Genomic DNA, 21,198 nt, shown 5'->3' with positions numbered 1-21,198 from the left:
AGTTTTAACGCATAAAGGTACTATTATCTGATTAAAGAAAAATGACCTTTAACTTGTCTGCCATCATCTAAAAATACTCTAAACCAATAATCTGATGCCGGAAGTGGCCTGCCGTTTACTGTACCGTCCCAACCTCTAGAAGTAGGATCTACTTTAGCAACTAGTTGTCCAAATCTATTGAAAATATAGATTTTGCTTGAGCTTTGAAACTGATTGTCTACTCCTTGAAGCTGCCAAAAGTCGTTTGCAAAATCCCCATTTGGCGTAAAAAATTTAGGGTAGCTAATCACAGAAACACGATAAGGAGCTGTTGTACCGCAACCATTTTTATCTCTAACAAAAACATAATGAAACCCAGCGGGCACATTTGTAAAAGTATTACTGTCTTGATAAGGACCTAAAGCATTGTTTAATGCATATTCATAATTGCCATCTCCACTAACAGTTACAGTAATTGTATTGTTATTACTTAAATCTGTTATAATTGCTTCAGTAATTAATGCTGCATTAGATGGCACTACTTGAAAAGTTTTACTGTTTGTACACCAAATATCTGCAGTATTATGATAATAACCACCTTCAAACCTGTATGTTCCCGGAGCTGTAACGGTTAACATTTGTGAGTTTTCAACTTGGGTTTCTGTACCATCATTATTTACTTTATACCAAGTGTAGCTGTCTAAGTTATTTTGAGCATTAATATAAATTGGAGGGTTGTCTGTGCATAAAATAAAACTATCTTCTAACTCAATTTTAGGAGTTTCTAATACCCAAAGACTAATTTCTTCTACACCTTGGCATTCATTGTTTTGCTCTATTCTTGCATAAATTGTTGTAGATTGAGTTAGAAAGTTATCACTAGAAATATCATTCAGTTCTAATGATGCATCTTCTAAAGAAGTATAAAAGCCGACTTCTAAATTAGGGTAATGTTGTGCTTTTAGCATATTTAAATTAAAACTTCCAACAAACTCAGTATCTAACGCGTCTATATCGCAAGTATACCAATCGTGGTTTTTGGGTAGGCTTGCTGTAGTAGATTGAACCTGCAAATTCAATTGGCTAAATTGTTCACAACCATTGCTATTAATTACCTTAACATAAATAGTTTGATTAAATGCAGAGGTGTTTTTATACCCAATAGGGTTAGTAATTGGGTTGTTGTTGTCTCTATCTGTAATGCTTTCATAAAAAAGTACTGTATTGTTACCGATAGTTATATCCGGGATAGCTTGCTCTAAATTAAAAGCGGTTACACCATCTGTAGATGCTCCTATAGCTTGGTTGTCTAAATCACATTGTATAAGTTGTGCATTATTAGCAGTTGGCAATGGATTTACTATGATTTGTGCTTCTCCAATTATAGGGCATTCAGAAGGGTCTGGTAATGTTACAGTAACTTGGTATCTACCCGAATTTGCAGCAGTGGCATTAATTACTTCTAGAGTATTGCCGGTTTCTGATAATTGATTTCCTTCAAACTCCCAACTGTATGTGGCGTTTGCAATAAGCTCTGTTTCTAAAGTAAAACGCTCTCCTTCGCAGAGTTCGAGTGAGCTACTGGTACTGCCATCTGCATTTTTTATGATATTGGTTTTATTAAAGAAAGATTGAATAAAGGGCGGTAATCCTTGCGTAGCTTTTTTTCCTGATAACCATACCGCATTGTGTTGGTAATTAGCTGCATTATCAACTGCATCCGGATTATTAATTACACCCAAATATTCTGTGCCTTCTAAATAAGAATTTGCAATAGAACGGTATATTTTGCCATTCGGACCTAATTGTAATGCTCCTCTGTAAATGGGTCTGTTATCTAAAATTACTTGACTGTTAGATATGTTGGGTGCTGTTAGATTAAATTGCAATAAACTAGAGTTGTGTCCGGTAGGTGAGGAAGCATCAAAATCATTAGAAGCATGAACATACAATAAGTTATTATTTGGAGAAAACTCAATACCGTAAGGAGCGTTGTTAGATGATGTAATGTTTATTTTTTGTAAGTTAGAAAATGTACCGGATTGCGCATCAAAATCTAACAGATATAGTCCATCGCTGGCGTTAGCACAAGCAGCTTTTGTACCATCTGAAGATAGTTTTAAATAACCTCTCCAATCATTTATGCTTAACGAGTTAAATGTGGTTTTTACAGAAGTTCTTACAACGCCACTTGTATTTACTTCGAAAGCGTGAAATGTATTAAATAAACCCGGTTGCCCGTTTTCTGTAGCAAAGGTTATTACCCAAATAGATTTCTCAAAACAGTCTTTTACTACGGCTGTAATTTTTTCTGAACAATCACTTAAAAGGTTTATATTTTTTTGTGTTACGGCACCATTACCGTTATCTAAAGACATGTTTACTATAGAGTAGTTAAAACCATTATCAGTATCGTTCTGGCCTACCTGAGTATCTACTGTAAAAATGTAAAAAATATCAGGGTCATTGGGCTTCGGGACTATAATAGCAGATTGCGTACTTGATGGATCACCAAAAAGGCCATTGCCATTTTGCATAACTGCATGTTGCCTGTTGTACACAGTTATACCATCTGTATAAAATAATAAATTGCCATCAGCATCAGAAATAGTAGCACAACCTTCAAAAGTATTTAACTGCCCGTTGGTTAATGTAGTTATAGTGCCGTTACTATTAAATTTTATTCCTGCACCATTTCCAAAATACCAGTTGTCTGCTTCACCTTGAGCATGCGCACAGATACTTATAAAACTAAAAGAAATTGCTATTAGTAGGGGTTTCATATAATGTAAAAACCCTAAATATACTATAAATCACGTTTTTTTAACAATACGTACGATAAATAAATAAAAATAGAAGTCCAAGCTAATACAATAACAACTTCATACCAATGTACAGCATAATTTAGTTCAAATTTTTCGCCAACTTGTTCTGCTACAGATTTCACAGCGCCAAGGCGTGTAAAAGGTTGATTTATAAGATTGCTCATAGACTCTAATGGGAAAAACTGCATGATATCTTGAGAGATATCTTTTGTTTTTCTGAATTCCCATTTTAATAATCCGTACACAATACTTTCTAGTACAAACCAAATAAATAAAAAGCCAAGGGCAAAAGCAGAACGTTTAACTAATATTCCTAAGAATAAACAGAACGAGAAAAACCCAACAAGCTTTACAAAAAAGGCGAGCAAAAATTCTAAATCAGAAAAAACTATTGAGAGTTCGTTATAATCAGAAAAAATAAAACCTAAAATTAACGATACGGCAAAAATGAAAATGGTAGATATGAAGGCAAATGCTATAACAGTTAAAAATTTAGAGAGTATAAATTCTTTTTTACTTAAGCCATCTATTAAATTTTGTTTTAGTGTTCTATTACTGTATTCGTTGGCCATCATAGATACAATAACAATGGCTAAAAACAATTTAAACCAAGCTGCAATGTAGGTGTTAAAATGCCAGATGTACGGGAAATTAAAAATGCCTTGTTCTGCCAGATGAAATTTAACAGGACCAATATCAAATTTAATTGATGCTATTAAGGCAATAGATGTTAGGAGTATAAAGTACGAGAGTATTAAAAATCGGCTAGCTTTATTATTCCAGAGTTTTATAAATTCTATTTCAAGTAAACGTTTCATGCGTAGGGTTGGTTTAGTTTGTTTGGTTTTTGGTAAGTGTTAAAAATTGTTCTTCTAAGCTCTCTTTACGTTTAACTAAATGAGAAAGTGTAATTCCTTTAGAGAACATCCAGCTGTTAATTTCTTCGGGTTTCATGGCTTCGTTTAAAAAAGCGAAAACAGTACCGTTTTCTGTTTTTATGTTGCCAAATGCCGGATTATCTTTTAAAAGGGTTATTAGCTTGTTATTATCATCACATCTAAGCTCAAAAAAGCCATGACTGGCAATCATTTGATCAACTCTACCGGAATATAATTTCTCTCCTTTTCTTAAAATAACCACATGGCTACATACTTTTTCTACTTCGTCAAGTAGGTGAGAGGCAAGTAGAATAGTTGTTCCGTTACCGGCAATTTTTTTTATGAGTTCTCTAATTTGATGAATTCCTTGAGGATCTAAACCATTAGTGGGTTCATCTAAAATTAAAATTTCAGGATCGTTTAGTAAAGCAGAAGCAATAGCCAAACGTTGTTTCATTCCGAGAGAGTATGTTTTAAACTTACTGTCTTTTCTGTCTAACAATCCAACAAGCTCTAATTTCTCATGAATTTTATCGCTACTAACACCTTTAATTTTACAAACTAACTTTAGGTTTTGCTCTGCAGTCATGTAAGGATAAAAGTTAGGTCGCTCTATGATTGCGCCAACTTTTTTAAGTGCTTGGTGAGTAGAAACAGTGCCATCAAACCAATAGAATTCACCACTGGTTTTATTTACCACATTAAGAACAATACCTAATGTGGTAGATTTTCCGCTTCCGTTTGGACCCAGAATTCCGTAAACATTTCCCTTTTCTATAGTAAATGAGAGGTCTTTTACGGCAGTTAGGTAACCAAACTTTTTAGTAAGGTTTTTTAAGGTGAGTATAGTTTTCAAAATCGTATGCTGTTTTTTTGATTGGTTTACTTACTTGACGAGTATAGCCTTTTTTTGTTACACAAAAATCAAAAAAACAGCATACTGAAGTACTACATTAGCTTTTTTGCTCTTTGTTAAAATACACTAAGTAATAATACATTTGTCGTTCTTCATCCCAACCTTTTTCTACAAATTTCTCTGCAGATTCCGGGTTAATAAAATCTAATTTAATTTGAATGTTAGTGTCTAATGTTATAATGTTTTTAATTTTCTTTCTAACATCAGATACGGCTTTATTTGCTATAGGGAAAGTAGAAACATCTTCAATACTATACTTTGGTCCTTTTTCTACTTTATAATGTTTAAACTCCGGAATTAAATCCGGGTTTTCAATTACCTCATTTAAAAATGATGTTTCTTCGAAAGTATCATTTTTTGCAAAGTGGTTAACGGCTCTGTTCATAAAAAGCACTTCTTCTTTTTTATCTTCTGCCGGAAGCACCACATCTTTTGCAAAATCCTGACAAAATTTAAGGTATTTTTTGGTGAAAAAATTTTCGTCGGTTAAAACATCAACACCTAAAAAGTTTTCTAACCAATATTTTGTATCGTAACGGTTACTATCTACCGATAATATTTTGTAACCTTCTTCTTTATGGGTGTTAAAAATTATACAGCCTTTATCTAATTTTTGCAGATAAACGCCTTGTTGAATTAGTAAATCTAAACGATTTGGCTTTTCTTCAAATTGTAAAAAATCGTGCTTTAATTCACTTTTAAAAATTCCAAGCGCATCAACCTTTTCGTTGTCTAAAACTATATCGGTTAAATAGGCAACATAAACTTCACCACTTTTTATGTGCGGATGATTTGATTGATCGTACAAATGAGTTGCTATTTTTTTTGATGCTTCTTGTAGTGAGTTAGGGTTTAAAAACACCTCTGAAGCGATTTCATACAGAGGATTAAATGAAAAGTCAACCTCGTTTGTAAATCTATAGTAGTTTTCTTCTTTTTCTCTAAAAGGTTTAAAAAAGTACTCTTTTAAGGCAGCAGAAAGCTCATCGTTGAGGTTATATGGCTCTTGACTTAAAAAAAGGGTTTCGTTTTTGCTTTTGTTTCCAACACGATGAATAGCAAGTTGCTCTATTTGAGTGGGGTATAAGTTAACCATGTTTAGTTTGTAAAATTTTGGGGTTACTACTAGTTCCAGTTCTCGTCAAAATCTATATCATCCAAGTCTAAATCATCAAAAATATCGTCATCTTCACCAACAGAAGAGAAATTATCTGCTTCAAATTGTTTTTCGGGTGGGCTATCGGGCAATTGCCCATGTGCAAAAAGTAAATTTGGGTAGGCTCTACCATCTTCTTTTTCTGCAATTTCTGCCAGCTCAACAAAGAAAGTCCAGAAACTTAAAAAATCATACACATAAATTAGTTTAGGGTTTTCTTCGGTTACAACATCTTCTATAATTGTAGTGCTCATTAATTTAGCATCTTGGTTATCGCTCATGTCAAAAAGCGATATTTCTTCGCCTTGATTCCACTCATCATCACTTAAATAAAAAGATGCCATTTCATTACCGTCAAACCCAAAAGCTTGTGTTATAGTATTATGTAGGTCTTCTAATGTGTTAGATGCTTCTATTTCTATATCTCTAAAAATATCTTCTTCTGCATCTAAAATTATTCTAAACTTATAAATCATTCTTATGGTTATTTAAGCGATGCAAGTTACAAAGTTTTGGTTGTTACTTTAGCATTTTTTACTTCTAAAAGAAGGTAAAACTGAACCCCAAATAATACAGAGGCTATTACTAAATGCAAAGGTTGGCTCATAAACGGAAAGTTTATATAATACATAGCCATTCCGGTAATAATTTCTATGCCCAAAAGAACAAGTACCCAGTTAAGTTTGTTTAAACCTAACGTGAGTTTTTTGTTGATGAACCATAAGTAACCATTAACCAGTAACACCAAAATAGAAAACGACCTGTGTATGTAAAAAGAAAAATCCGGGTTGTTTAACCAAAGCTCTTTAGCTTGATCTCCAACCATTTTTACTTGATAATCTACAAATTCTCTTACTTGAGTTCCTAAAACAATTTGCATCAAGGTTAACGCTAAGGCAAACCAAAGTAAAATAGCTGTTTGTTTGGTTATTTTAAATTGAGTTTTTGAAGCTTTTGTGCTGTAAATAATGTACAGTATTAATGCTACAATTACTAAAGCCATTACCATATGAAGCGTAATTTTTACAGGAGCCAAAACAGAGTAAACAACTGTTGCACCAAGCCATGCCTGAAACCCCATTGCAAAAACCACTAACCAAGAAAGTATGGTAACAGATTTTCTTTTTTTCCAGTAAGATAAAGAAGCAAACCCCATAATTAATGTAGCAAGGCCAGCCAGGGCACCCATTAACCTGTTAATATATTCTGTCCAGGTATGTGCAGCATTAAAAACAGCGTAGTCATGTTTGGTGTAAGGTTCCCAGTTATTTTTATTGAAATGTGAAGCTGTAGTGAATTTGTTTTTTGCAACTAAAAGAGCTTCGTCTTTAATAATTACTTGTCCGGTTTTATATGTTTTGTTGGGATGCCAATTTAGCTCTTCGGCATTAGTAGGAGGGATGTAATACCCAAAACACTTAGGCCAATCGGGGCAGCCCATTCCGCTACCGGTCATTCTAACTACAGCACCGGCAACAATAACCAAATACACTAAAACAAGTGAAATTTTGGCTATTTTTCTAAAAGATATATTCATTTATTAGTTTTTTAAATTCTGATTGGGTTGTAACCCAAGCTTTTTACCTTTTTCTAACATAAATTGGTAAGCAGCATCATAATTATTAGGGATTTCTCCTTCTAAAATTGCTTCTTTTATAGCGTCTTTTATGATGCCTATTTCTTTTGATGGCTTTAGGTTAAAAGTTTCCATAATTAATTCTCCAGAAATTGGAGGTTGAAAATTTCTAACCCTATCGCGCTCTTCTACTTCTACAATTTTTTGTCTGACAAGAGCAAAATTATGAAGGTATTTTTTTCTTTTTTTAGGGTTTTTTGTGGTGATATCTGCTTCGCAAAGTGTCATTAAATCATCAATATCATCACCCGCTTCGTAAATTAAACGTCGTACAGCAGAATCTGTAACAGAATCTTGTGATAATACCACAGGGCGAGAGCTTAGCATTACAAGCTTTTGCACGTATTTCATCTTTTCGTTTAATGGCATTCGAAGGCGCTTAAACAGCTTAAATACCATTTTAGAACCTACAAACTCATGCGCATGGAAAGTCCACCCAATCTTCTTGTCGAATTTTTTTGTAGGGGCTTTACCAATATCATGTAACAAAGCAGCCCATCTAAGCCACAGATTGTCTGTTTTTTTAGCAATGTTATCTACAACTTCTAAAGTGTGCCAAAAGTTGTCTTTATGTTTATGCCCTTCTACTTCTTCTATGCCTTGTAAAGCAGTAAGTTCCGGAAGTATATAATCTAAAAGTTTAGTTTTGTAAAGTAGTGTAAAACCAACAGAGGGTTTTGGAGACATTAATATTTTATGAAGCTCGTCTGTTATACGCTCTTTAGAAATTATTTTTAAGCGATCTTTATTTTTGGTTATAGCTTTGAGCGAGTTTTTTTCTATTGTAAAATTTAGTTGAGTTGCAAACCTAATGGCTCTTAACATTCGTAACGGATCATCTGAATAGGTAACATCAGGGTTAAGAGGCGTTTTGATGATTTTGTTTTTTAAATCTTCTAATCCGTTAAATGGGTCTAACAAATCGCCATAATTATCTTCAGATAACGATAGCGCTAGGGCATTAATAGTGAAATCTCTTCGGTTTTGATCGTCTTCTAAAGTGCCATCTTCAACAATAGGTTTTCTACTATCTCTTTGGTAGCTTTCTTTTCTGGCCCCCACAAACTCTAATTCAAACTCTGGAGTTTTAACTAAAGCCGTACCAAAGTTTTTATACACTTTTACTTTAGTGTTGGGTATTTGTTGTGCAACTTTTTTAGCTAACGCAATTCCGCTTCCAACGGCAACTATATCTATATCTTTTTTAGTGTCTCTTTTTAAAAGATAATCACGAACGTAACCACCTATTACGTAGCTTTCTATCTGAAGCTCTTTTGCTGCATTAGATATAGTTTTAAAAATTGGATGTGAAATTGCTTCTTTGTGGTTCATTAAAGCGATTAGTTTAATATGCCAATTTGGTTAAGCTCTTATAACTTTAACTAAACCATTATTGCTTAACTTAATTATAGATGATGGCTTGCTGTTTTTTGCTTCGCGGTGCAAATTTACTACATAGTCTGCACCTTTTAAAATGTGTTCGCTTATTTCTGAAAAGCAAGATGGTGTTGGCTGCCCACTTATGTTAGCAGAGGTAGATACAATAGGTTTTTTAAATTTACTGATGAGTTTTTTACAAAATTCATCAGAAGCTACTCTAATAGCAAGGGTGTTGTCTTCGGCAATTAAATTATTTGCTACATGTTTCGGGTTATCGTAAATAATGGTTGTTGGTTTTGTAGCCAAATCCATTATATCGTAAGCTAAGTCAGGAACTTGTTCTACGTATCGTTCTAACATTGCCTGATTGGCTACTAAACAGATTAGCGCTTTGCTATCGTCTCGTTGTTTAAGCGCATAAATTTTTTTTACAGCATCAGCATTTGTTGCGTCGCATCCAATCCCCCAAACGGTGTCTGTTGGGTAAACAAGTACACCACCTGTTTCTAAAACTGCTATGGCGCGTTCAATTTCTTCTTTCATAATTAATTTAAATGAACTAAAAAGGGAAACTTACTACCAAACTCAGGCAAAGATATATAAATTGATTTTCTATTTTTGCTACTACAACTAGAAGCAAGTAAAATATGAGCCAATACGCCTTATCTGTAATAATTAGTACGTACAATAATGAAGCTTGGTTAGAGAAAGTTTTATGGGGTTATGAGGCTCAAACTTTTAAAGATTTTGAAATAGTTATTGCAGATGATGGCTCCGGACCCAAAACTAAAGCATTAATAGAGCGTTTAAAAGAGGAAGTGTCTTATAATATTCAGCATGTTTGGCATGAAGATGATGGGTTTCAGAAATCTAAAATTTTAAACAAAGCTATTGTTGCTTGTAGGGCAGATTATATTGTAATGAGTGATGGAGACTGTATTCCCAGAAATGATTTTTTAGCCGTACACAATCAAAAAAAAGAAAAAGGTTATTTTTTATCAGGAGGTTATTATAAACTCCCAATGGACATCTCTCAATTAATTTCTAAAGAAGATATTTTAACACAACGATGTTTTTCGTTAGCATGGCTTAAACAAAACGGATTGCCGGCTACCTTTAAAAACAATAAGCTTACAGCCAAAGGATTTAAAGCTAAATTTTTAAACGCATTAACCCCAACAAATGCAAGCTGGAATGGGCATAATGCTTCGGGCTGGAAAGAAGATATTGTGGCTGTAAATGGTTTTGATGAACGTATGCAATACGGTGGGCAAGATAGAGAGCTTGGAGAGCGTTTGTTTAATTACGGCATTAAATCAAAACAAATTAGGTATAGCGCTGTTTGCTTGCACTTAGACCATAAAAGAGGATATAAAACTCCAGAATCTATTGCAAAAAACAAGGCCATTAGAAAACATACTCGAACTCAAAAAATTTCTTGGACACCCTTTGGGATAGAAAAAGTAGATTGAGAGTTTACAAAGTTATTTTCTCAAGCCAGCTTAAAATTATATTAAGATTATTTGGATTAACTAAATCTAAGCTTTGAAGATTGGCGCAAAATATGTCCTGGTTTTTCTCTGCCTCAGTAAGAATTTTTCTAATACTATCGGATGATTTTTTCTCTGGATAATGCAGCTCTAAGTTACACTTTTTACTTTCTATGACTTTTTTTCCACTTTTTAACTCTAAATGCCAAGAGAGTGATAAAGGATTAAATTGATCTGAATGCCTAAATCTTGATTTGAAGAGTTGTTTAATATAATGTGGATTTTCACTTAAAAATTTTTTTAAAACAGATTTTCTATGTGCCTTTGGAGTATGATAGTAACAAAAGTACTTTTTATTATAACCAACAATTTTAGCTGCTTTTACTTGAACATATGTAAATCCAGGTCTTTTAGCTTTATTTGGAAATAAGGCATATTTGATTCTTTTATACCAAATATAATTTGGGTTTTTTTTCCATTTGCCTCTTATTACCGGATATCCATCCTGAAACCAATAAGATATTTTAGTGGGTTTAATTAGAAATGTATCATCATTAAAATAAATGAAATGCTCAGCTAAACCAGGTATGTTTTGTAGCATACCTTCAATAGAATTGCTGTTAAAGCATGGTAGGTTTTTTTTAGGCTCTACAAAAATTTCATTATGATTTATTAAAATTATTTCTTTTCCCTTAGCGTTTGCTATTTCTCTCATTAAATCAAACCTAGGAGGAATTTGATGATCAACTACTATAAAAATTTTTCTAACAAAAGGAGCAAATTTTACAATCGAGGCTACAGTGTAAAATATTTCGCCAACTTGATTGTATCTCGTTTTGGTTATTTTTGCTTTTGGTCCTTTTTCAAGTTTCAAGTACTTTTTTATTTTATTAAAATGAGTCTCATCACTTCCATCCACCCATGTAATTACTGCATCAATAATAATTTTATTTTTATGGCTATACATAATTTTAATTTTAAATTTGTAACGATACACGATTTAGCTTTTTAAGCTCCTTGTACCGTTCCCAAACTCCCAGGGCATTTAGGTAACAGATAATTATACCTTTTGTGCCATCAAGAAAACCAAAACGTATAAAATAGTGATTAACAAACTTCCAGGCTGGTCTGAGTAGTTGATGAAAAGGCGTCCATTTTTTACCCTTTCTATGACTTTCAATAGCTTTTAACCTGCCGTATTTAAGCATTTTTTGCTTGTAGTCTTGGTAGTTTTTATAGGAGTAATGAATTAACTTATTCTTAAGTTTTCCTTGTGTGCCGTTAACTTCTAACTTTTCGTGTACTATTTTCTCTTGAATGAATTTACATTGGCTTTTTTTAAACAAACGCTGAACCTTATCAGTTTGCCATCCGCTAAAGTATAATCGTTTGTTTTTAAACATAAAGCTTCTATAATTCCAGTAAGCACTATGTGTGTTTTTAGAGTTTATAACTTCTATAATTTCATCTTGAAGTTTTTTAGTAACAACCTCATCAGCATCTAAAAAATAAACCCAATCATTAGTTGCTAAAGAAAGCGCATAGGTTTTTTGTTCTGTGAAATTTTTAAACGGATGCTGAACAGCTTTAACAGCAGGATTACTTTTTAAGTATTCCCAAGTACCATCTGTACTATAAGAGTCTACTACAACTATTTCATCGGCAAAAGTTAAACTTTCTATACAGCGTTCTATATAGCCAAGCTCGTTGTAGGTTATAATTACAGCTGAGATTTTGTTGGGCTTTTTCAAAATTTAGGGTTTAAAAAAACTTAAATTTAAACAGTTTTGATTTTGTTAAACAGCTACGTTATACTCTCTTAAAGCATCGTTTAACGATGTTTTTTTGTCGGTACTTTCTTTTCGTTTACCAATTATTAACGCGCAAGGAACGTTAAAAGTGCCGGAATTAAATTTTTTAGGGTAACTACCCGGTATAACAACTGAACGCGCTGGAACAACACCACGCATCTCTACAGGCTCGATGCCGGTTACATCAATTATTTTAGTAGATGCTGTTAACACTACATTAGCCCCTAAAACTGCTTCTTTTTCTACTCGTACACCTTCAACAACAATACATCTAGAACCTATAAAGGCATTATCTTCTATAATTACAGGAGCAGCTTGCAATGGTTCTAAAACCCCGCCAATACCAACGCCACCACTTAAGTGTACATTTTTACCAATTTGTGCACAGCTTCCTACGGTTGCCCAAGTATCTACCATAGTGCCTTCATCTACATAGGCACCAATATTAACATAACTAGGCATCATAATAACACCCTTAGAAATATAGGCTCCGTGTCTGGCAACTGCATGAGGCACAACCCTGATGCCTTTTTCAGCATAATTTTTCTTTAAAGGGATTTTATCATGAAATTCAAGCGGACCAGCCTCAATAGTTTCCATTTTCTGTATAGGAAAATATAATACTACAGCTTTTTTAACCCACTCATTTACTTTCCAGCCATCACTAACGGGTTCGGCAACTCTTAATGTACCATTATCTAACAAGTTAATTACCTCTCTAATTGCATTTATGGTTGTAGAACCTTGTAATAAAGCTCTATCTTCCCAAGCTGCTTCTATAATATTTTTTAAATCATTCATCACTTAAAATTTTCACAAAAATAGAACTCAATTATAATATCACAGCTGCTTTTTATACATATAACAATTTAAGCTGTATTTTTGCCAAAAATAGGCTTTGTGGCGCGAATTTTAGCAATAGATTACGGAAAAAAAAGGTGTGGTATAGCTGTTACCGATGAGCTTCAAATAATAGCATCGGGTTTAACAACAGTTTCTACCCCGGAGCTTATAGATTTTTTAAAGCAATATGTAGCTCAAGAAAAGGTAGAACTTTTTATAGTAGGAAAACCTAAACGTTTAAATAATGAAGATTCGAAAAGTGAACAGTACATTACTCCCTTTTTAAAGAAGTTAGCTGAAATTTTTCCTAAAATACCTGTTGTAAGAGTAGATGAACGTTTTACCTCTAAAATGGCTTTTAAGGCTATGATAGATGGAGGTTTAAAAAAGAAACAACGACAAAACAAAGCTCTAATAGACGAGATAAGCGCAACCATTATTTTACAATCTTTTTTAGAACAAAAAAACTAATAAAATGATATACCCAATTGTAGCCTATGGCGATCCGGTTTTACGAAAAGTTGGAAAAGAAATAGATACAACGTACCCAAAACTGCAAGAGTTAATAGATAGCATGTTCGAAACTATGTACAACGCATATGGAGTGGGGCTTGCGGCACCTCAAATAGGGTTGCCCATTAGACTTTTTGTAGTAGATACCTCTCCGTTTGCAGAAGATGATGAATTAAGTGATGAAGAAAGAACACAGTTAAAAGGATTTAAAAAAGTTTTTATTAACGCAAAAATAGAAGAAGAAACCGGAGAAGAATGGACCTTTAATGAAGGCTGTTTAAGTATTCCGGATGTGCGTGAAGATGTTACAAGAAAACCAACCATTACAATTACCTATCAAGACGAAAATTTTAACAAACATACAGAAACCTATTCTGGCTTAATAGCAAGAGTTATACAGCATGAGTACGACCATATAGAAGGAATTTTGTTTACAGATAAATTATCATCATTAAAAAAACGCTTGTTAAAAAGAAAACTCTCAAACATATCTAAAGGAAAAATAGCTGTAGATTATAGAATGCGTTTTCCAGAAGCCAAAAAGGCACGTTAAAAAAGCATGTCTAATTAATATATTTTTTAATATTGCGCCATAAAACAGAACGTATGACACTAGATAAAATATTAGCCATTTCAGGAAAACCGGGTTTATACGAATTAAAAGCTCAAACCAGAACCGGTTTCGTAGCAGAATCGCTTTTAGACGGTAAAAAAGTATCTGTAGGTATAACCAGCAACGTGAGTGTATTGTCTGAAATAGCAATTTATACACTTAGTGAAGAGGTGCCTTTACGTGAGGTTTTTAAAAAAATTCAGGAGAAAGAAAACAATGGTAAAACCAGCATATCTCATAAAGAAAGTAAAGACAAGTTAGAAGAGTACTTTTTTGAGGTTTTACCGGATTACGATGAAGAAAGAGTTTATGCTTCAGATATAAAGAAAGTTATTCAATGGTACAATATTCTTGTAGATAAAGGATTTGATAATTTTGAGAATCCAGAAGAAGCACCAAAAGAAGCATCAGAAACTAAAGAATAAAGTTTTAAGAATGTTTTAGCAAAAGCCTCTCGATTAACCCGAGAGGTTTTTTGTTAACAATAAACCCATATAGGCTTAAAACAATACAAGGTATAATAGTATTTTTACATAAAATGTAGCACTATGAAAAATAGGAGAGCAGAGCAGTTAGCTGCAATAGATAGGCTTTTAACAATTATGGATGAACTTAGAGAAAAATGTCCGTGGGACAGAAAGCAAACCATGGAAAGCTTACGTCATCTAACCATAGAAGAAACCTACGAACTTGGCGATGCTATTTTAGATAATAACCTGGATGAAATAAAAAAAGAACTGGGAGATTTACTGCTTCATATTATATTTTACGCCAAAATTGGTAGCGAGAAAAAAGCGTTTGACATAGCCGATGTAGCAAACAGCATAAGCGATAAGCTAATAGAAAGACACCCGCATATTTATGGAGATGTAACCGTAAAAGATGAAGAAGAAGTAAAGCAAAATTGGGAAAACTTAAAACTAAAAGAAGGTAAAAAAAGTGTTTTAGAAGGAGTTCCCGGTAGTTTACCGGCTATGGTAAAAGCAAACAGAATACAAGATAAAGTTGCCGGAGTTGGTTTTGATTGGGAACACCCCGACCAAGTGTTTGAAAAGTTAAAAGAAGAGCTTAGGGAGTTTCAAGAAGAGGTAAAAACAGGCGATAAGAATGCTATAGAATCTGAGTTTGGAGATGTTTTATTTTCTATGATTAATTATGCAAGATTTTTAAAAATTAATCCTGAAAATGCTTTAGAGCGCACCAATAAAAAATTTATAAAAAGGTTTCAGTATTTAGAGCAAAAAGCTAATCAAATAGGAAAATCGCTCAAAGAAATGAGTCTTCAAGAAATGGATGTTTTTTGGGAAGAAGCCAAGAAAATTTAAAATTCATCTAACTAACTTAAAAGCATTTATATTTGTGCCTTTAACAAAACTTCATGCTTACCAACTACACCAAAGAATTCAAGTATAATTTAAAGCTGGCATCTCCTGTTATGTTGGGGTTGCTTGGTCATACTTTTGTAGCCTTTGCCGATAATATTATGGTTGGGCAATTGGGCACTGCAGAACTGGCTGCTGTATCGCTTGGTAATAGCTTTATTTTTATTGCAATGTCTCTGGGAATTGGTTTTTCTACTGCAATAACACCTTTAGTTGCAGAGGCCGATGGAGAAGGAGATATTACTAAAGGGAAAAGTGTTTTAAAGCACGGACTTTTTTTGTGCACAGTTTTAGGAGCACTATTGTTTTTCTTTATACTGTTTGCTAAACCCTTAATGTACTACATGGATCAGCCCGAAGAGGTTGTAATATTAGCAATGCCTTATTTAGACCTTGTTGCGTTCTCTTTAATTCCGTTAGTAATGTTTCAGGCACTTAAGCAATTTTCCGAAGGGTTGTCTCAAACACGTTATCCAATGTATGCTACGGTAATAGCAAACGTTGTAAATATAACTTTAAACTATTTACTGATATTTGGAGTTTGGGTTTTCCCAAAATTAGGAATTATTGGTGCAGCCATTGGAACATTAGTTTCTAGAATAATAATGGTAAGCTACCTTTGGTTTATTTTGGTTGGTAAAGAAAAATTTAAACCCTACACAGCTAAATTTAATTTTAGAAATATTAAAAAAACAGTACTTCAAAAAATTATTGGATTAGGATTTCCGTCTGCTTTACAAATGTTGTTTGAAGTAGCTGTATTTACAGCAGCTATATGGCTTAGCGGGGTTCTTGGCAAAAACCCTCAAGCAGCCAATCAGATAGCACTTAATTTATCTAGCATGACATTTATGGTTGCCATGGGGCTTAGCGTTGCTGCCATGGTTAGAGTTGGAAACCAAAAAGGATTGAAGAATTTTTTTGATTTAAGAAGAATTGCCTTTTCGGTATTTATTTTAACCATTTTATTAGACATAGTATTTGCCGGGTTGTTTTTAGCTTTTAATGAATGGTTGCCAACTATATATTTAGACGAAAACGATATTACCAATCAAGCCGATAATTTTGAGGTAATTACCATTGCATCTAAACTTTTATTAGTGGCAGCTTTTTTTCAAATATCAGACGGAGTACAAGTTGTGGTGTTAGGTGCTTTACGAGGGTTACAAGATGTAAAAATTCCAACGCTAATAACCTTTATAGCGTATTGGGTTATAGGATTTCCTGTATCGTACTATTTAGGATTAAAAACCGAGTTTGGCAGCATGGGTATTTGGATTGGACTTCTTGCCGGGCTTACAGCTTCTGCCGTAATGTTGTATCTTCGTTTTAACTTTTTAACTAAAAAATTAATTCAAACAAAATTAATAGAAAATGCAACTACCTAAATTTATTTTGGGGGACAATACAGATTACCCGGATGCAATATTTATAATTCATACAGATTATCCAAGGTTTATTTTAAACTTAGCAACCGATGAGGTTGAGTGGTTAGAAGATTTTGATCCGGCTGATGAAAAAGAGTTAGCGGCAGAAGCAGAAAACCTTATTCAGGCTGCAACCGATTTTTACGATAGAGAAGTATCTAGATACGAGCAAGAGTAATGAATAAACTAATAGAGTTAGATAAAGAAGTTTTTTTGTTTTTAAACAATTTGGGCTCGCCTACATGGGATACCTTTTGGTTAACCTTAACTAATAAATGGGCATCTATACCGCTTTATTTGCTACTACTTTATTTTGCGTACCAAAAACTCACAAAAAAACAATTACTATACCTGTTACTTTTTGTTGCATTATTAATAACTGCTACAGACCAATTGGCTAACTTTTTTAAATACGGAGTAGCCAGATTACGCCCTTGTCATGACGAAACATTACAAGGGTTGGTTAGGTTAGTAAAGGAGTCTTGTGGCGGACGTTTTGGTTATTTTTCTGCTCATGCAGCCAATTCTTTTGCAGTGGCTACTTTTTTCTCGATTTTGTTTAAAAAACAATACTCTTGGCTCCCGTTTTTATTAATTGTTTGGGCACTTGGTGTTGCTTATAGCCGAATTTATATTGGTGTGCATTTTCCGTTAGACGTGATTACCGGAATTAGTTTTGGAATGCTTTTAGGATGGCTTTTTAGCTACTTGCTTTATAAACTTTATAGGGTAATTTAATTTTTCTTGTATATATGTTCGTTTAAAGGATTTAAGAAAATTAAAAAGAATATTACACCAAAAGCAAGTTCGTAAACTTCCCACTTTCTGCTTGAAGGATTTATTGCCACTAAAATAGTTCCAATAATAAATGCAATGGTATGGTGCCATTTAACAATGGGAACAGCAAACATAGTAGCTAAGTTTTTTACCCATTGTTTTTTTCTGTATAGAACGGGTGTTATTAGAAGATATATTACCATAATCAGCATTAAAAGCTGACTAAAAATAAGTTTGTTTATTTTTTTTCCGCCAACAACTAAATTGTGCAAATTGGTTTCTCCTTGAGCATTATTTTTTAAAAAAAACTCAGAAGATTCTATATTAAAAATACGTTGTCCCCAAGAGATCTCCTCTCCGGCACCAAACAAAAAAAGTAAAGCAAATAATGCAACTCCAAGTTTCCAGGTGCCTGATTTTATTTTCCAGAACGAAAACAATCTGTATAAACAAAGAATACTAATGCAAAATAAAAGTAAAGCAGTAGTGTATTCTATTGTACCATCTTCTGCAGAGTAAACTTCATCAAAATATTGTAAATCTGTAAAACCAAAATATATTCCTAATAAGAAAACAAGGCCTAAGAAAGCGTACCCAAGAATATCGGTTTTTGTTAAATTATTCATTTTTATTTGGTAATTAAGTATAACTTATTTGTTAATCGTTCTCTGTGTTTTTTTGTTCCGGGTTCGGCCGAAAAGTTTAAATCAAAATTGGTTACAAATTTAACACTTGAAACATTAGTAAAATGCTTTTTAAAAGAATTTTCAGCCTCATGGCCAACCAGCACATAAAAGGTTTTTTCTTCAGGATTTAGCTTAATAGAAGAAATTTTATCACCGTAATACCAAATCATTTCCGGGGCAACACTTCCAAAATGGTATAACGGTTTTTGTTTAAGCTGTGTTTTTAAACTGGTTATGTTTTTGTATTCTGAGTTTGTTTTTAAAGTTTTAGAAAGAGGCAAACCAACACCTATAATTACCATTATAAACAAAATGTTGGCTAAAAACACAGCATAAATATTTTTTTTAAGCAGCATAAACACAATATAAATAGCAATAATTACTAAAAACAATGAGGTTGCTGCATAATAATACCAAAGCATACCATTAATAGTATCTTTTAAATATATGTATGCTGCTACAGGAAATAAAAAACCAATTAAAGCAATAAGAGTAAAATTTATATACACCGGAATTTTTTCTTTCTTATTTTCTATAGATTTAAAGTTGTTTATTAAATAACTAATATAAAAGCCGGTGTTTAAAGCTAATGGAATAAGTACCGGAAGTAAATATCTTGATTTTTTTTCGGGAATAACAGAAAGTAATATAACAACGGCAAGTGTCCAAGTGAAAGAAAACAAATACCCTTTTTTATTACTTACTTTATCCTTTAAATAAGGATATAAGAGCGATACAAAAGCCGGAATAGTCCAGATACCACTTTGCGTGAAAAAGCTCCAATAATAATAAAACGGTCTAACGTTGTAACTACCCCATCTTGACGTTTCTTGTTGTGTGATTTTTAAAAAGGCTTCAGGATCTGCATAGCGTACCCAAACAAACCACCATCCTCCAATTACTAAACCTAATATTAAATACACTAATAAAGGCTTGATTTTACCTTGTATTGCTTTAAACTTATAGGCAAATCCAAAAGCAATTAAAAAAGAGAGAAACAAACCATAAAAAGAAATGGGGCCTTTGCTTAAAAAAGAAAGTCCGAAAAAAAATGCCCCCCAAAGCGCATGTGTATACGGTTTTTTATATTCTGTGAGCAAACGGTACAAAAAGTAAATAGAAGCTAACATAAAACCGTGAGTATAAATATCCCAAGGAGCTTCACGTTGTATGGCTATTACATAAAAAGAAGAGGCTAAAATTAAGGCACTAATAAAGGCTAGTTTTTTTTGCTTAAAAAGTAGTGCTACAAAATTGTAAAAAGTAAATATTGTAAAGGTTGCCATAATTGCAGTTGGCAATCTGTAAGCAGCTATATTTTTTATACCAAAAAGCAGTGCTGAGAGAGCAGAAAGCCATGTTGGTAATGGGGGTTTTTCGTAACGAGGCAGTCCGTTCATTGTAGTTAAAATCCAGTTGCCATCGGTTAGCATTTCGCGAGCTGTAATAAAGTTACGTGCTTCCATTATAGTAACCGGCAACACATGAAGGTGCGAAAAAAATAGTACTAAGCAGCTTATTAAAAGTAAGAGTTTGTAATATTTAGGGTTATTCATGTTTTTTTATTAAGATTAAATTTCGGGTGTAGACAATACTACCAAACAAATGCCCAACAAACAATACAGGGTCTTCTCTAAAAATAGCATAAACTAAAATTAATGCAGAGCCAATTAGGCTTAGCATCCAAAAACCAAAAGGTAGGGAAGATGTTTTTTTATTTTCAGAGTAAATCCATTGATAAATAAATCTAAATGTAAAAATTATTTGGGCTACACTCCCTAAAAGCAAAAGCCATAATGGTATTGCATCATTTTTAAATAAATCATCTAAATCGTATTGGTTGTTGTTATACGAGTAAATAACTATTAAAACCGGGAATAGCAGTAAAAATAAGCGTAATACTAAAGGAGATTTTTGCCATTGCCCTTGAAGCTGTAAGTTTCTTATATAAATAAAATAAGTTAATGTTTGCCCCAACATGATGGCAAAATCATCTCTAAGCCATCCGTAAACAAATAATAAAAAAGACGCTACTAAACTTAATTTCCAAAAAAGAGAAGGAGTTACAACTTTTTTTTGTTTTTCTGATAACAACCACTGTGCTAAAAGTCTGCCTGAAAACAATAATTGAGCCGTAAAGCCTATAACGTATATAAGCCAAGTAGTCATTATCCTTCTTTTTGTATTTGGTAATTAATATACTTTTTTTTCATCCATAAATAAGCAAAGCAATCAGATAAAGGACCTAAAAGCCTGTTGAATAAACCAAATTTAGCAGTACCTGCCATTCTGGGAAAATGCCTAACAGGTACTTGTTTAATTTTACCGTTTTGAAGTAAAATCATTGCCGGTAAAAACCTATGTAAGCCGTTAAACATTGGTATGCGTTTGGCATACGCTGTTTTAATTACTTTTAAGGGGCATCCGGTATCGTCCATTCCGTCTTTAGTGAATGCTCTTCGAATACTGTTGGCTATGGTAGAGGATATATTTTTTACAAAAGAGTCTTTTCTGTTGGCTCGTACACCGGTAACTAAATCGTATTCAGGAATTTCTTTAAGAAGTAAATTAAAATCTTCCGGGGAGGTTTGTAAATCAGAATCTATATACCCAACTAAAGGAGTATCTACATAATCAAAACCTGCTTTAATAGCAGCGCTTAGCCCGCAATTTTCTTTAAACGATATAAAATTAAATGATGTATTACGTTTACAAATAGTTTCTATTAACTGCAAACTTTTATCTGTAGAACCATCATTAACAAATAACACTTTGGTTTTGTAAAGAGCAATGTTTAAATAGTTTTGTAACTCTTTTTCTACGCGCAATAAATTATCTTCTTCGTTATATACCGGTATTATAATGGTAAATTGGTATTCCATGAAT

At 33.1% G+C, this 21,198-nt stretch carries 23 protein-coding genes; 8 read left to right on the top strand and 15 right to left on the bottom strand.

The annotated features are described in order from the left end of the window. Window positions 1-23: 23 nt before the first annotated feature. From ACZ5CF_RS10650 to ACZ5CF_RS10615, 8 genes are all read right to left on the bottom strand, one after another. Window positions 24-2,762: a T9SS type B sorting domain-containing protein gene (locus tag ACZ5CF_RS10650; protein ID WP_464579382.1), complete on the bottom strand. Its 2,739-nt coding sequence runs from the start codon at window positions 2,760-2,762 to the stop codon at window positions 24-26. Between the two features lie 23 nt (window positions 2,763-2,785). Continuing rightward, window positions 2,786-3,622, bottom strand: a complete 837-nt coding sequence (locus ACZ5CF_RS10645) for an ABC transporter permease (protein WP_464579381.1) — start codon at window positions 3,620-3,622, stop codon at window positions 2,786-2,788. Window positions 3,623-3,635: 13 nt separating this feature from the next. Then, complete coding sequence (locus tag ACZ5CF_RS10640) at window positions 3,636-4,538, bottom strand: ABC transporter ATP-binding protein (protein WP_464579379.1); 903 nt, start codon at window positions 4,536-4,538, stop codon at window positions 3,636-3,638. A 97-nt stretch (window positions 4,539-4,635) separates the two neighbouring features. Then, window positions 4,636-5,694, bottom strand: a complete 1,059-nt coding sequence (locus ACZ5CF_RS10635) for a nucleoid-associated protein (protein ID WP_464579378.1) — start codon at window positions 5,692-5,694, stop codon at window positions 4,636-4,638. Between the two features lie 29 nt (window positions 5,695-5,723). Continuing rightward, window positions 5,724-6,230, bottom strand: coding sequence for an IS1096 element passenger TnpR family protein (locus tag ACZ5CF_RS10630; RefSeq protein WP_464579376.1), 507 nt, complete (start codon window positions 6,228-6,230; stop codon window positions 5,724-5,726). Between the two features lie 26 nt (window positions 6,231-6,256). After that, the gene (locus tag ACZ5CF_RS10625; protein WP_464579374.1) at window positions 6,257-7,291 is read right to left on the bottom strand and encodes a COX15/CtaA family protein; all 1,035 of its coding nucleotides are present in this window, start codon (window positions 7,289-7,291) and stop codon (window positions 6,257-6,259) included. A gap of 3 nt (window positions 7,292-7,294) precedes the next feature. Next, window positions 7,295-8,722 carry a CCA tRNA nucleotidyltransferase gene (locus tag ACZ5CF_RS10620; RefSeq protein ID WP_464579373.1) on the bottom strand — a complete coding sequence of 476 codons (1,428 nt, stop codon included), beginning with the start codon at window positions 8,720-8,722 and terminating at the stop codon, window positions 7,295-7,297. A gap of 30 nt (window positions 8,723-8,752) precedes the next feature. Next, window positions 8,753-9,313 carry an L-threonylcarbamoyladenylate synthase gene (locus tag ACZ5CF_RS10615; protein WP_464579371.1) on the bottom strand — a complete coding sequence of 187 codons (561 nt, stop codon included), beginning with the start codon at window positions 9,311-9,313 and terminating at the stop codon, window positions 8,753-8,755. 104 nt (window positions 9,314-9,417) lie between these two features. Between ACZ5CF_RS10615 and ACZ5CF_RS10610 the strand changes: the two genes are divergently transcribed. Beyond that, complete coding sequence (locus ACZ5CF_RS10610; RefSeq protein ID WP_464579370.1) at window positions 9,418-10,242, top strand: glycosyltransferase family 2 protein; 825 nt, start codon at window positions 9,418-9,420, stop codon at window positions 10,240-10,242. Between the two features lie 4 nt (window positions 10,243-10,246). Here ACZ5CF_RS10610 and ACZ5CF_RS10605 read toward each other — a convergent pair whose 3' ends face one another. Genes ACZ5CF_RS10605 through ACZ5CF_RS10595 form a run of 3 tightly spaced genes read right to left on the bottom strand, consistent with a single transcriptional unit; the run spans window position 10,247 to window position 12,872 of the window. Further along, window positions 10,247-11,227 (bottom strand): Stealth CR1 domain-containing protein, encoded by a 981-nt coding sequence (locus tag ACZ5CF_RS10605; protein ID WP_464579368.1) that lies wholly within the window; start codon window positions 11,225-11,227, stop codon window positions 10,247-10,249. A 10-nt stretch (window positions 11,228-11,237) separates the two neighbouring features. After that, window positions 11,238-12,011: a glycosyltransferase family 2 protein gene (locus ACZ5CF_RS10600; RefSeq protein ID WP_464579367.1), complete on the bottom strand. Its 774-nt coding sequence runs from the start codon at window positions 12,009-12,011 to the stop codon at window positions 11,238-11,240. Between the two features lie 45 nt (window positions 12,012-12,056). Further along, complete coding sequence (locus ACZ5CF_RS10595; protein ID WP_464579365.1) at window positions 12,057-12,872, bottom strand: 2,3,4,5-tetrahydropyridine-2,6-dicarboxylate N-succinyltransferase; 816 nt, start codon at window positions 12,870-12,872, stop codon at window positions 12,057-12,059. A gap of 99 nt (window positions 12,873-12,971) precedes the next feature. Between ACZ5CF_RS10595 and ruvX the strand changes: the two genes are divergently transcribed. The 7 genes from ruvX to ACZ5CF_RS10560 all read left to right on the top strand — a co-directional run bounded on the left by ruvX (window position 12,972) and on the right by ACZ5CF_RS10560 (window position 17,587). Further along, on the top strand, window positions 12,972-13,385 hold the full coding sequence (ruvX, locus tag ACZ5CF_RS10590; RefSeq protein ID WP_464579363.1) for a Holliday junction resolvase RuvX: 414 nt from the start codon (window positions 12,972-12,974) through the stop codon (window positions 13,383-13,385). A 4-nt stretch (window positions 13,386-13,389) separates the two neighbouring features. Beyond that, window positions 13,390-13,980 carry a peptide deformylase gene (def, locus tag ACZ5CF_RS10585; protein WP_464579361.1) on the top strand — a complete coding sequence of 197 codons (591 nt, stop codon included), beginning with the start codon at window positions 13,390-13,392 and terminating at the stop codon, window positions 13,978-13,980. Between the two features lie 53 nt (window positions 13,981-14,033). Continuing rightward, complete coding sequence (locus ACZ5CF_RS10580) at window positions 14,034-14,465, top strand: DUF5606 family protein (RefSeq protein ID WP_464579360.1); 432 nt, start codon at window positions 14,034-14,036, stop codon at window positions 14,463-14,465. Between the two features lie 123 nt (window positions 14,466-14,588). Next, the gene (mazG, locus tag ACZ5CF_RS10575) at window positions 14,589-15,365 is read left to right on the top strand and encodes a nucleoside triphosphate pyrophosphohydrolase (RefSeq protein WP_464579359.1); all 777 of its coding nucleotides are present in this window, start codon (window positions 14,589-14,591) and stop codon (window positions 15,363-15,365) included. Between the two features lie 53 nt (window positions 15,366-15,418). Continuing rightward, window positions 15,419-16,810: an MATE family efflux transporter gene (locus ACZ5CF_RS10570; protein WP_464579357.1), complete on the top strand. Its 1,392-nt coding sequence runs from the start codon at window positions 15,419-15,421 to the stop codon at window positions 16,808-16,810. Next, entirely contained in the window at window positions 16,797-17,027 is a 231-nt protein-coding gene (locus ACZ5CF_RS10565) for a hypothetical protein (protein WP_464579355.1), read from the top strand. Before ACZ5CF_RS10570 ends, ACZ5CF_RS10565 begins: the two co-directional genes overlap by 14 nt. Next, the gene (locus tag ACZ5CF_RS10560; protein WP_464579354.1) at window positions 17,027-17,587 is read left to right on the top strand and encodes a phosphatase PAP2 family protein; all 561 of its coding nucleotides are present in this window, start codon (window positions 17,027-17,029) and stop codon (window positions 17,585-17,587) included. The genes ACZ5CF_RS10565 and ACZ5CF_RS10560 overlap by 1 nt, the downstream gene beginning before the upstream one ends. On the opposite strand, the gene ACZ5CF_RS10555 is transcribed toward ACZ5CF_RS10560, so the two are convergent. Genes ACZ5CF_RS10555 through ACZ5CF_RS10540 form a run of 4 tightly spaced genes read right to left on the bottom strand, consistent with a single transcriptional unit; the run spans window position 17,584 to window position 21,194 of the window. Continuing rightward, window positions 17,584-18,252: a hypothetical protein gene (locus tag ACZ5CF_RS10555; RefSeq protein WP_464579352.1), complete on the bottom strand. Its 669-nt coding sequence runs from the start codon at window positions 18,250-18,252 to the stop codon at window positions 17,584-17,586. The two genes, ACZ5CF_RS10560 and ACZ5CF_RS10555, sit on opposite strands and share 4 nt — an antisense overlap. A gap of 2 nt (window positions 18,253-18,254) precedes the next feature. Then, window positions 18,255-19,868 (bottom strand): ArnT family glycosyltransferase, encoded by a 1,614-nt coding sequence (locus ACZ5CF_RS10550; protein WP_464579351.1) that lies wholly within the window; start codon window positions 19,866-19,868, stop codon window positions 18,255-18,257. Beyond that, the gene (locus tag ACZ5CF_RS10545; RefSeq protein ID WP_464579349.1) at window positions 19,861-20,481 is read right to left on the bottom strand and encodes a lipid-A-disaccharide synthase N-terminal domain-containing protein; all 621 of its coding nucleotides are present in this window, start codon (window positions 20,479-20,481) and stop codon (window positions 19,861-19,863) included. Before ACZ5CF_RS10545 ends, ACZ5CF_RS10550 begins: the two co-directional genes overlap by 8 nt. After that, entirely contained in the window at window positions 20,481-21,194 is a 714-nt protein-coding gene (locus ACZ5CF_RS10540; protein ID WP_464579347.1) for a glycosyltransferase family 2 protein, read from the bottom strand. Before ACZ5CF_RS10540 ends, ACZ5CF_RS10545 begins: the two co-directional genes overlap by 1 nt. Between the last annotated feature and the right edge of the window lie 4 nt (window positions 21,195-21,198).

Source organism: Lutaonella thermophila, from assembly GCF_055387725.1.
Note: the sequence above shows the minus strand (reverse complement) of the source record. Positions and strands in the feature narration are given on the sequence as shown.

Bases quoted from the DNA above. Each gene is read 5' to 3' on its own strand.
- ACZ5CF_RS10650 (WP_464579382.1), bottom strand. From the start codon at position 2,762: ATGAAACCCCTACTAATAGCAATTTCTTTTAGTTTTATAAGTATCTGT.
- ACZ5CF_RS10645 (WP_464579381.1), bottom strand. From the start codon at position 3,622: ATGAAACGTTTACTTGAAATAGAATTTATAAAACTCTGGAATAATAAA.
- ACZ5CF_RS10635 (WP_464579378.1), bottom strand. From the start codon at position 5,694: ATGGTTAACTTATACCCCACTCAAATAGAGCAACTTGCTATTCATCGT.
- ACZ5CF_RS10630 (WP_464579376.1), bottom strand. From the start codon at position 6,230: ATGATTTATAAGTTTAGAATAATTTTAGATGCAGAAGAAGATATTTTT.
- ACZ5CF_RS10625 (WP_464579374.1), bottom strand. From the start codon at position 7,291: ATGAATATATCTTTTAGAAAAATAGCCAAAATTTCACTTGTTTTAGTG.
- ACZ5CF_RS10620 (WP_464579373.1), bottom strand. From the start codon at position 8,722: ATGAACCACAAAGAAGCAATTTCACATCCAATTTTTAAAACTATATCT.
- ACZ5CF_RS10615 (WP_464579371.1), bottom strand. From the start codon at position 9,313: ATGAAAGAAGAAATTGAACGCGCCATAGCAGTTTTAGAAACAGGTGGT.
- ACZ5CF_RS10610 (WP_464579370.1), top strand. From the start codon at position 9,418: ATGAGCCAATACGCCTTATCTGTAATAATTAGTACGTACAATAATGAA.
- ACZ5CF_RS10605 (WP_464579368.1), bottom strand. From the start codon at position 11,227: ATGTATAGCCATAAAAATAAAATTATTATTGATGCAGTAATTACATGG.
- ACZ5CF_RS10595 (WP_464579365.1), bottom strand. From the start codon at position 12,872: ATGAATGATTTAAAAAATATTATAGAAGCAGCTTGGGAAGATAGAGCT.
- def (WP_464579361.1), top strand. From the start codon at position 13,390: ATGATATACCCAATTGTAGCCTATGGCGATCCGGTTTTACGAAAAGTT.
- ACZ5CF_RS10580 (WP_464579360.1), top strand. From the start codon at position 14,034: ATGACACTAGATAAAATATTAGCCATTTCAGGAAAACCGGGTTTATAC.
- mazG (WP_464579359.1), top strand. From the start codon at position 14,589: ATGAAAAATAGGAGAGCAGAGCAGTTAGCTGCAATAGATAGGCTTTTA.
- ACZ5CF_RS10570 (WP_464579357.1), top strand. From the start codon at position 15,419: ATGCTTACCAACTACACCAAAGAATTCAAGTATAATTTAAAGCTGGCA.
- ACZ5CF_RS10565 (WP_464579355.1), top strand. From the start codon at position 16,797: ATGCAACTACCTAAATTTATTTTGGGGGACAATACAGATTACCCGGAT.
- ACZ5CF_RS10560 (WP_464579354.1), top strand. From the start codon at position 17,027: ATGAATAAACTAATAGAGTTAGATAAAGAAGTTTTTTTGTTTTTAAAC.
- ACZ5CF_RS10555 (WP_464579352.1), bottom strand. From the start codon at position 18,252: ATGAATAATTTAACAAAAACCGATATTCTTGGGTACGCTTTCTTAGGC.
- ACZ5CF_RS10550 (WP_464579351.1), bottom strand. From the start codon at position 19,868: ATGAATAACCCTAAATATTACAAACTCTTACTTTTAATAAGCTGCTTA.
- ACZ5CF_RS10545 (WP_464579349.1), bottom strand. From the start codon at position 20,481: ATGACTACTTGGCTTATATACGTTATAGGCTTTACGGCTCAATTATTG.
- ACZ5CF_RS10540 (WP_464579347.1), bottom strand. From the start codon at position 21,194: ATGGAATACCAATTTACCATTATAATACCGGTATATAACGAAGAAGAT.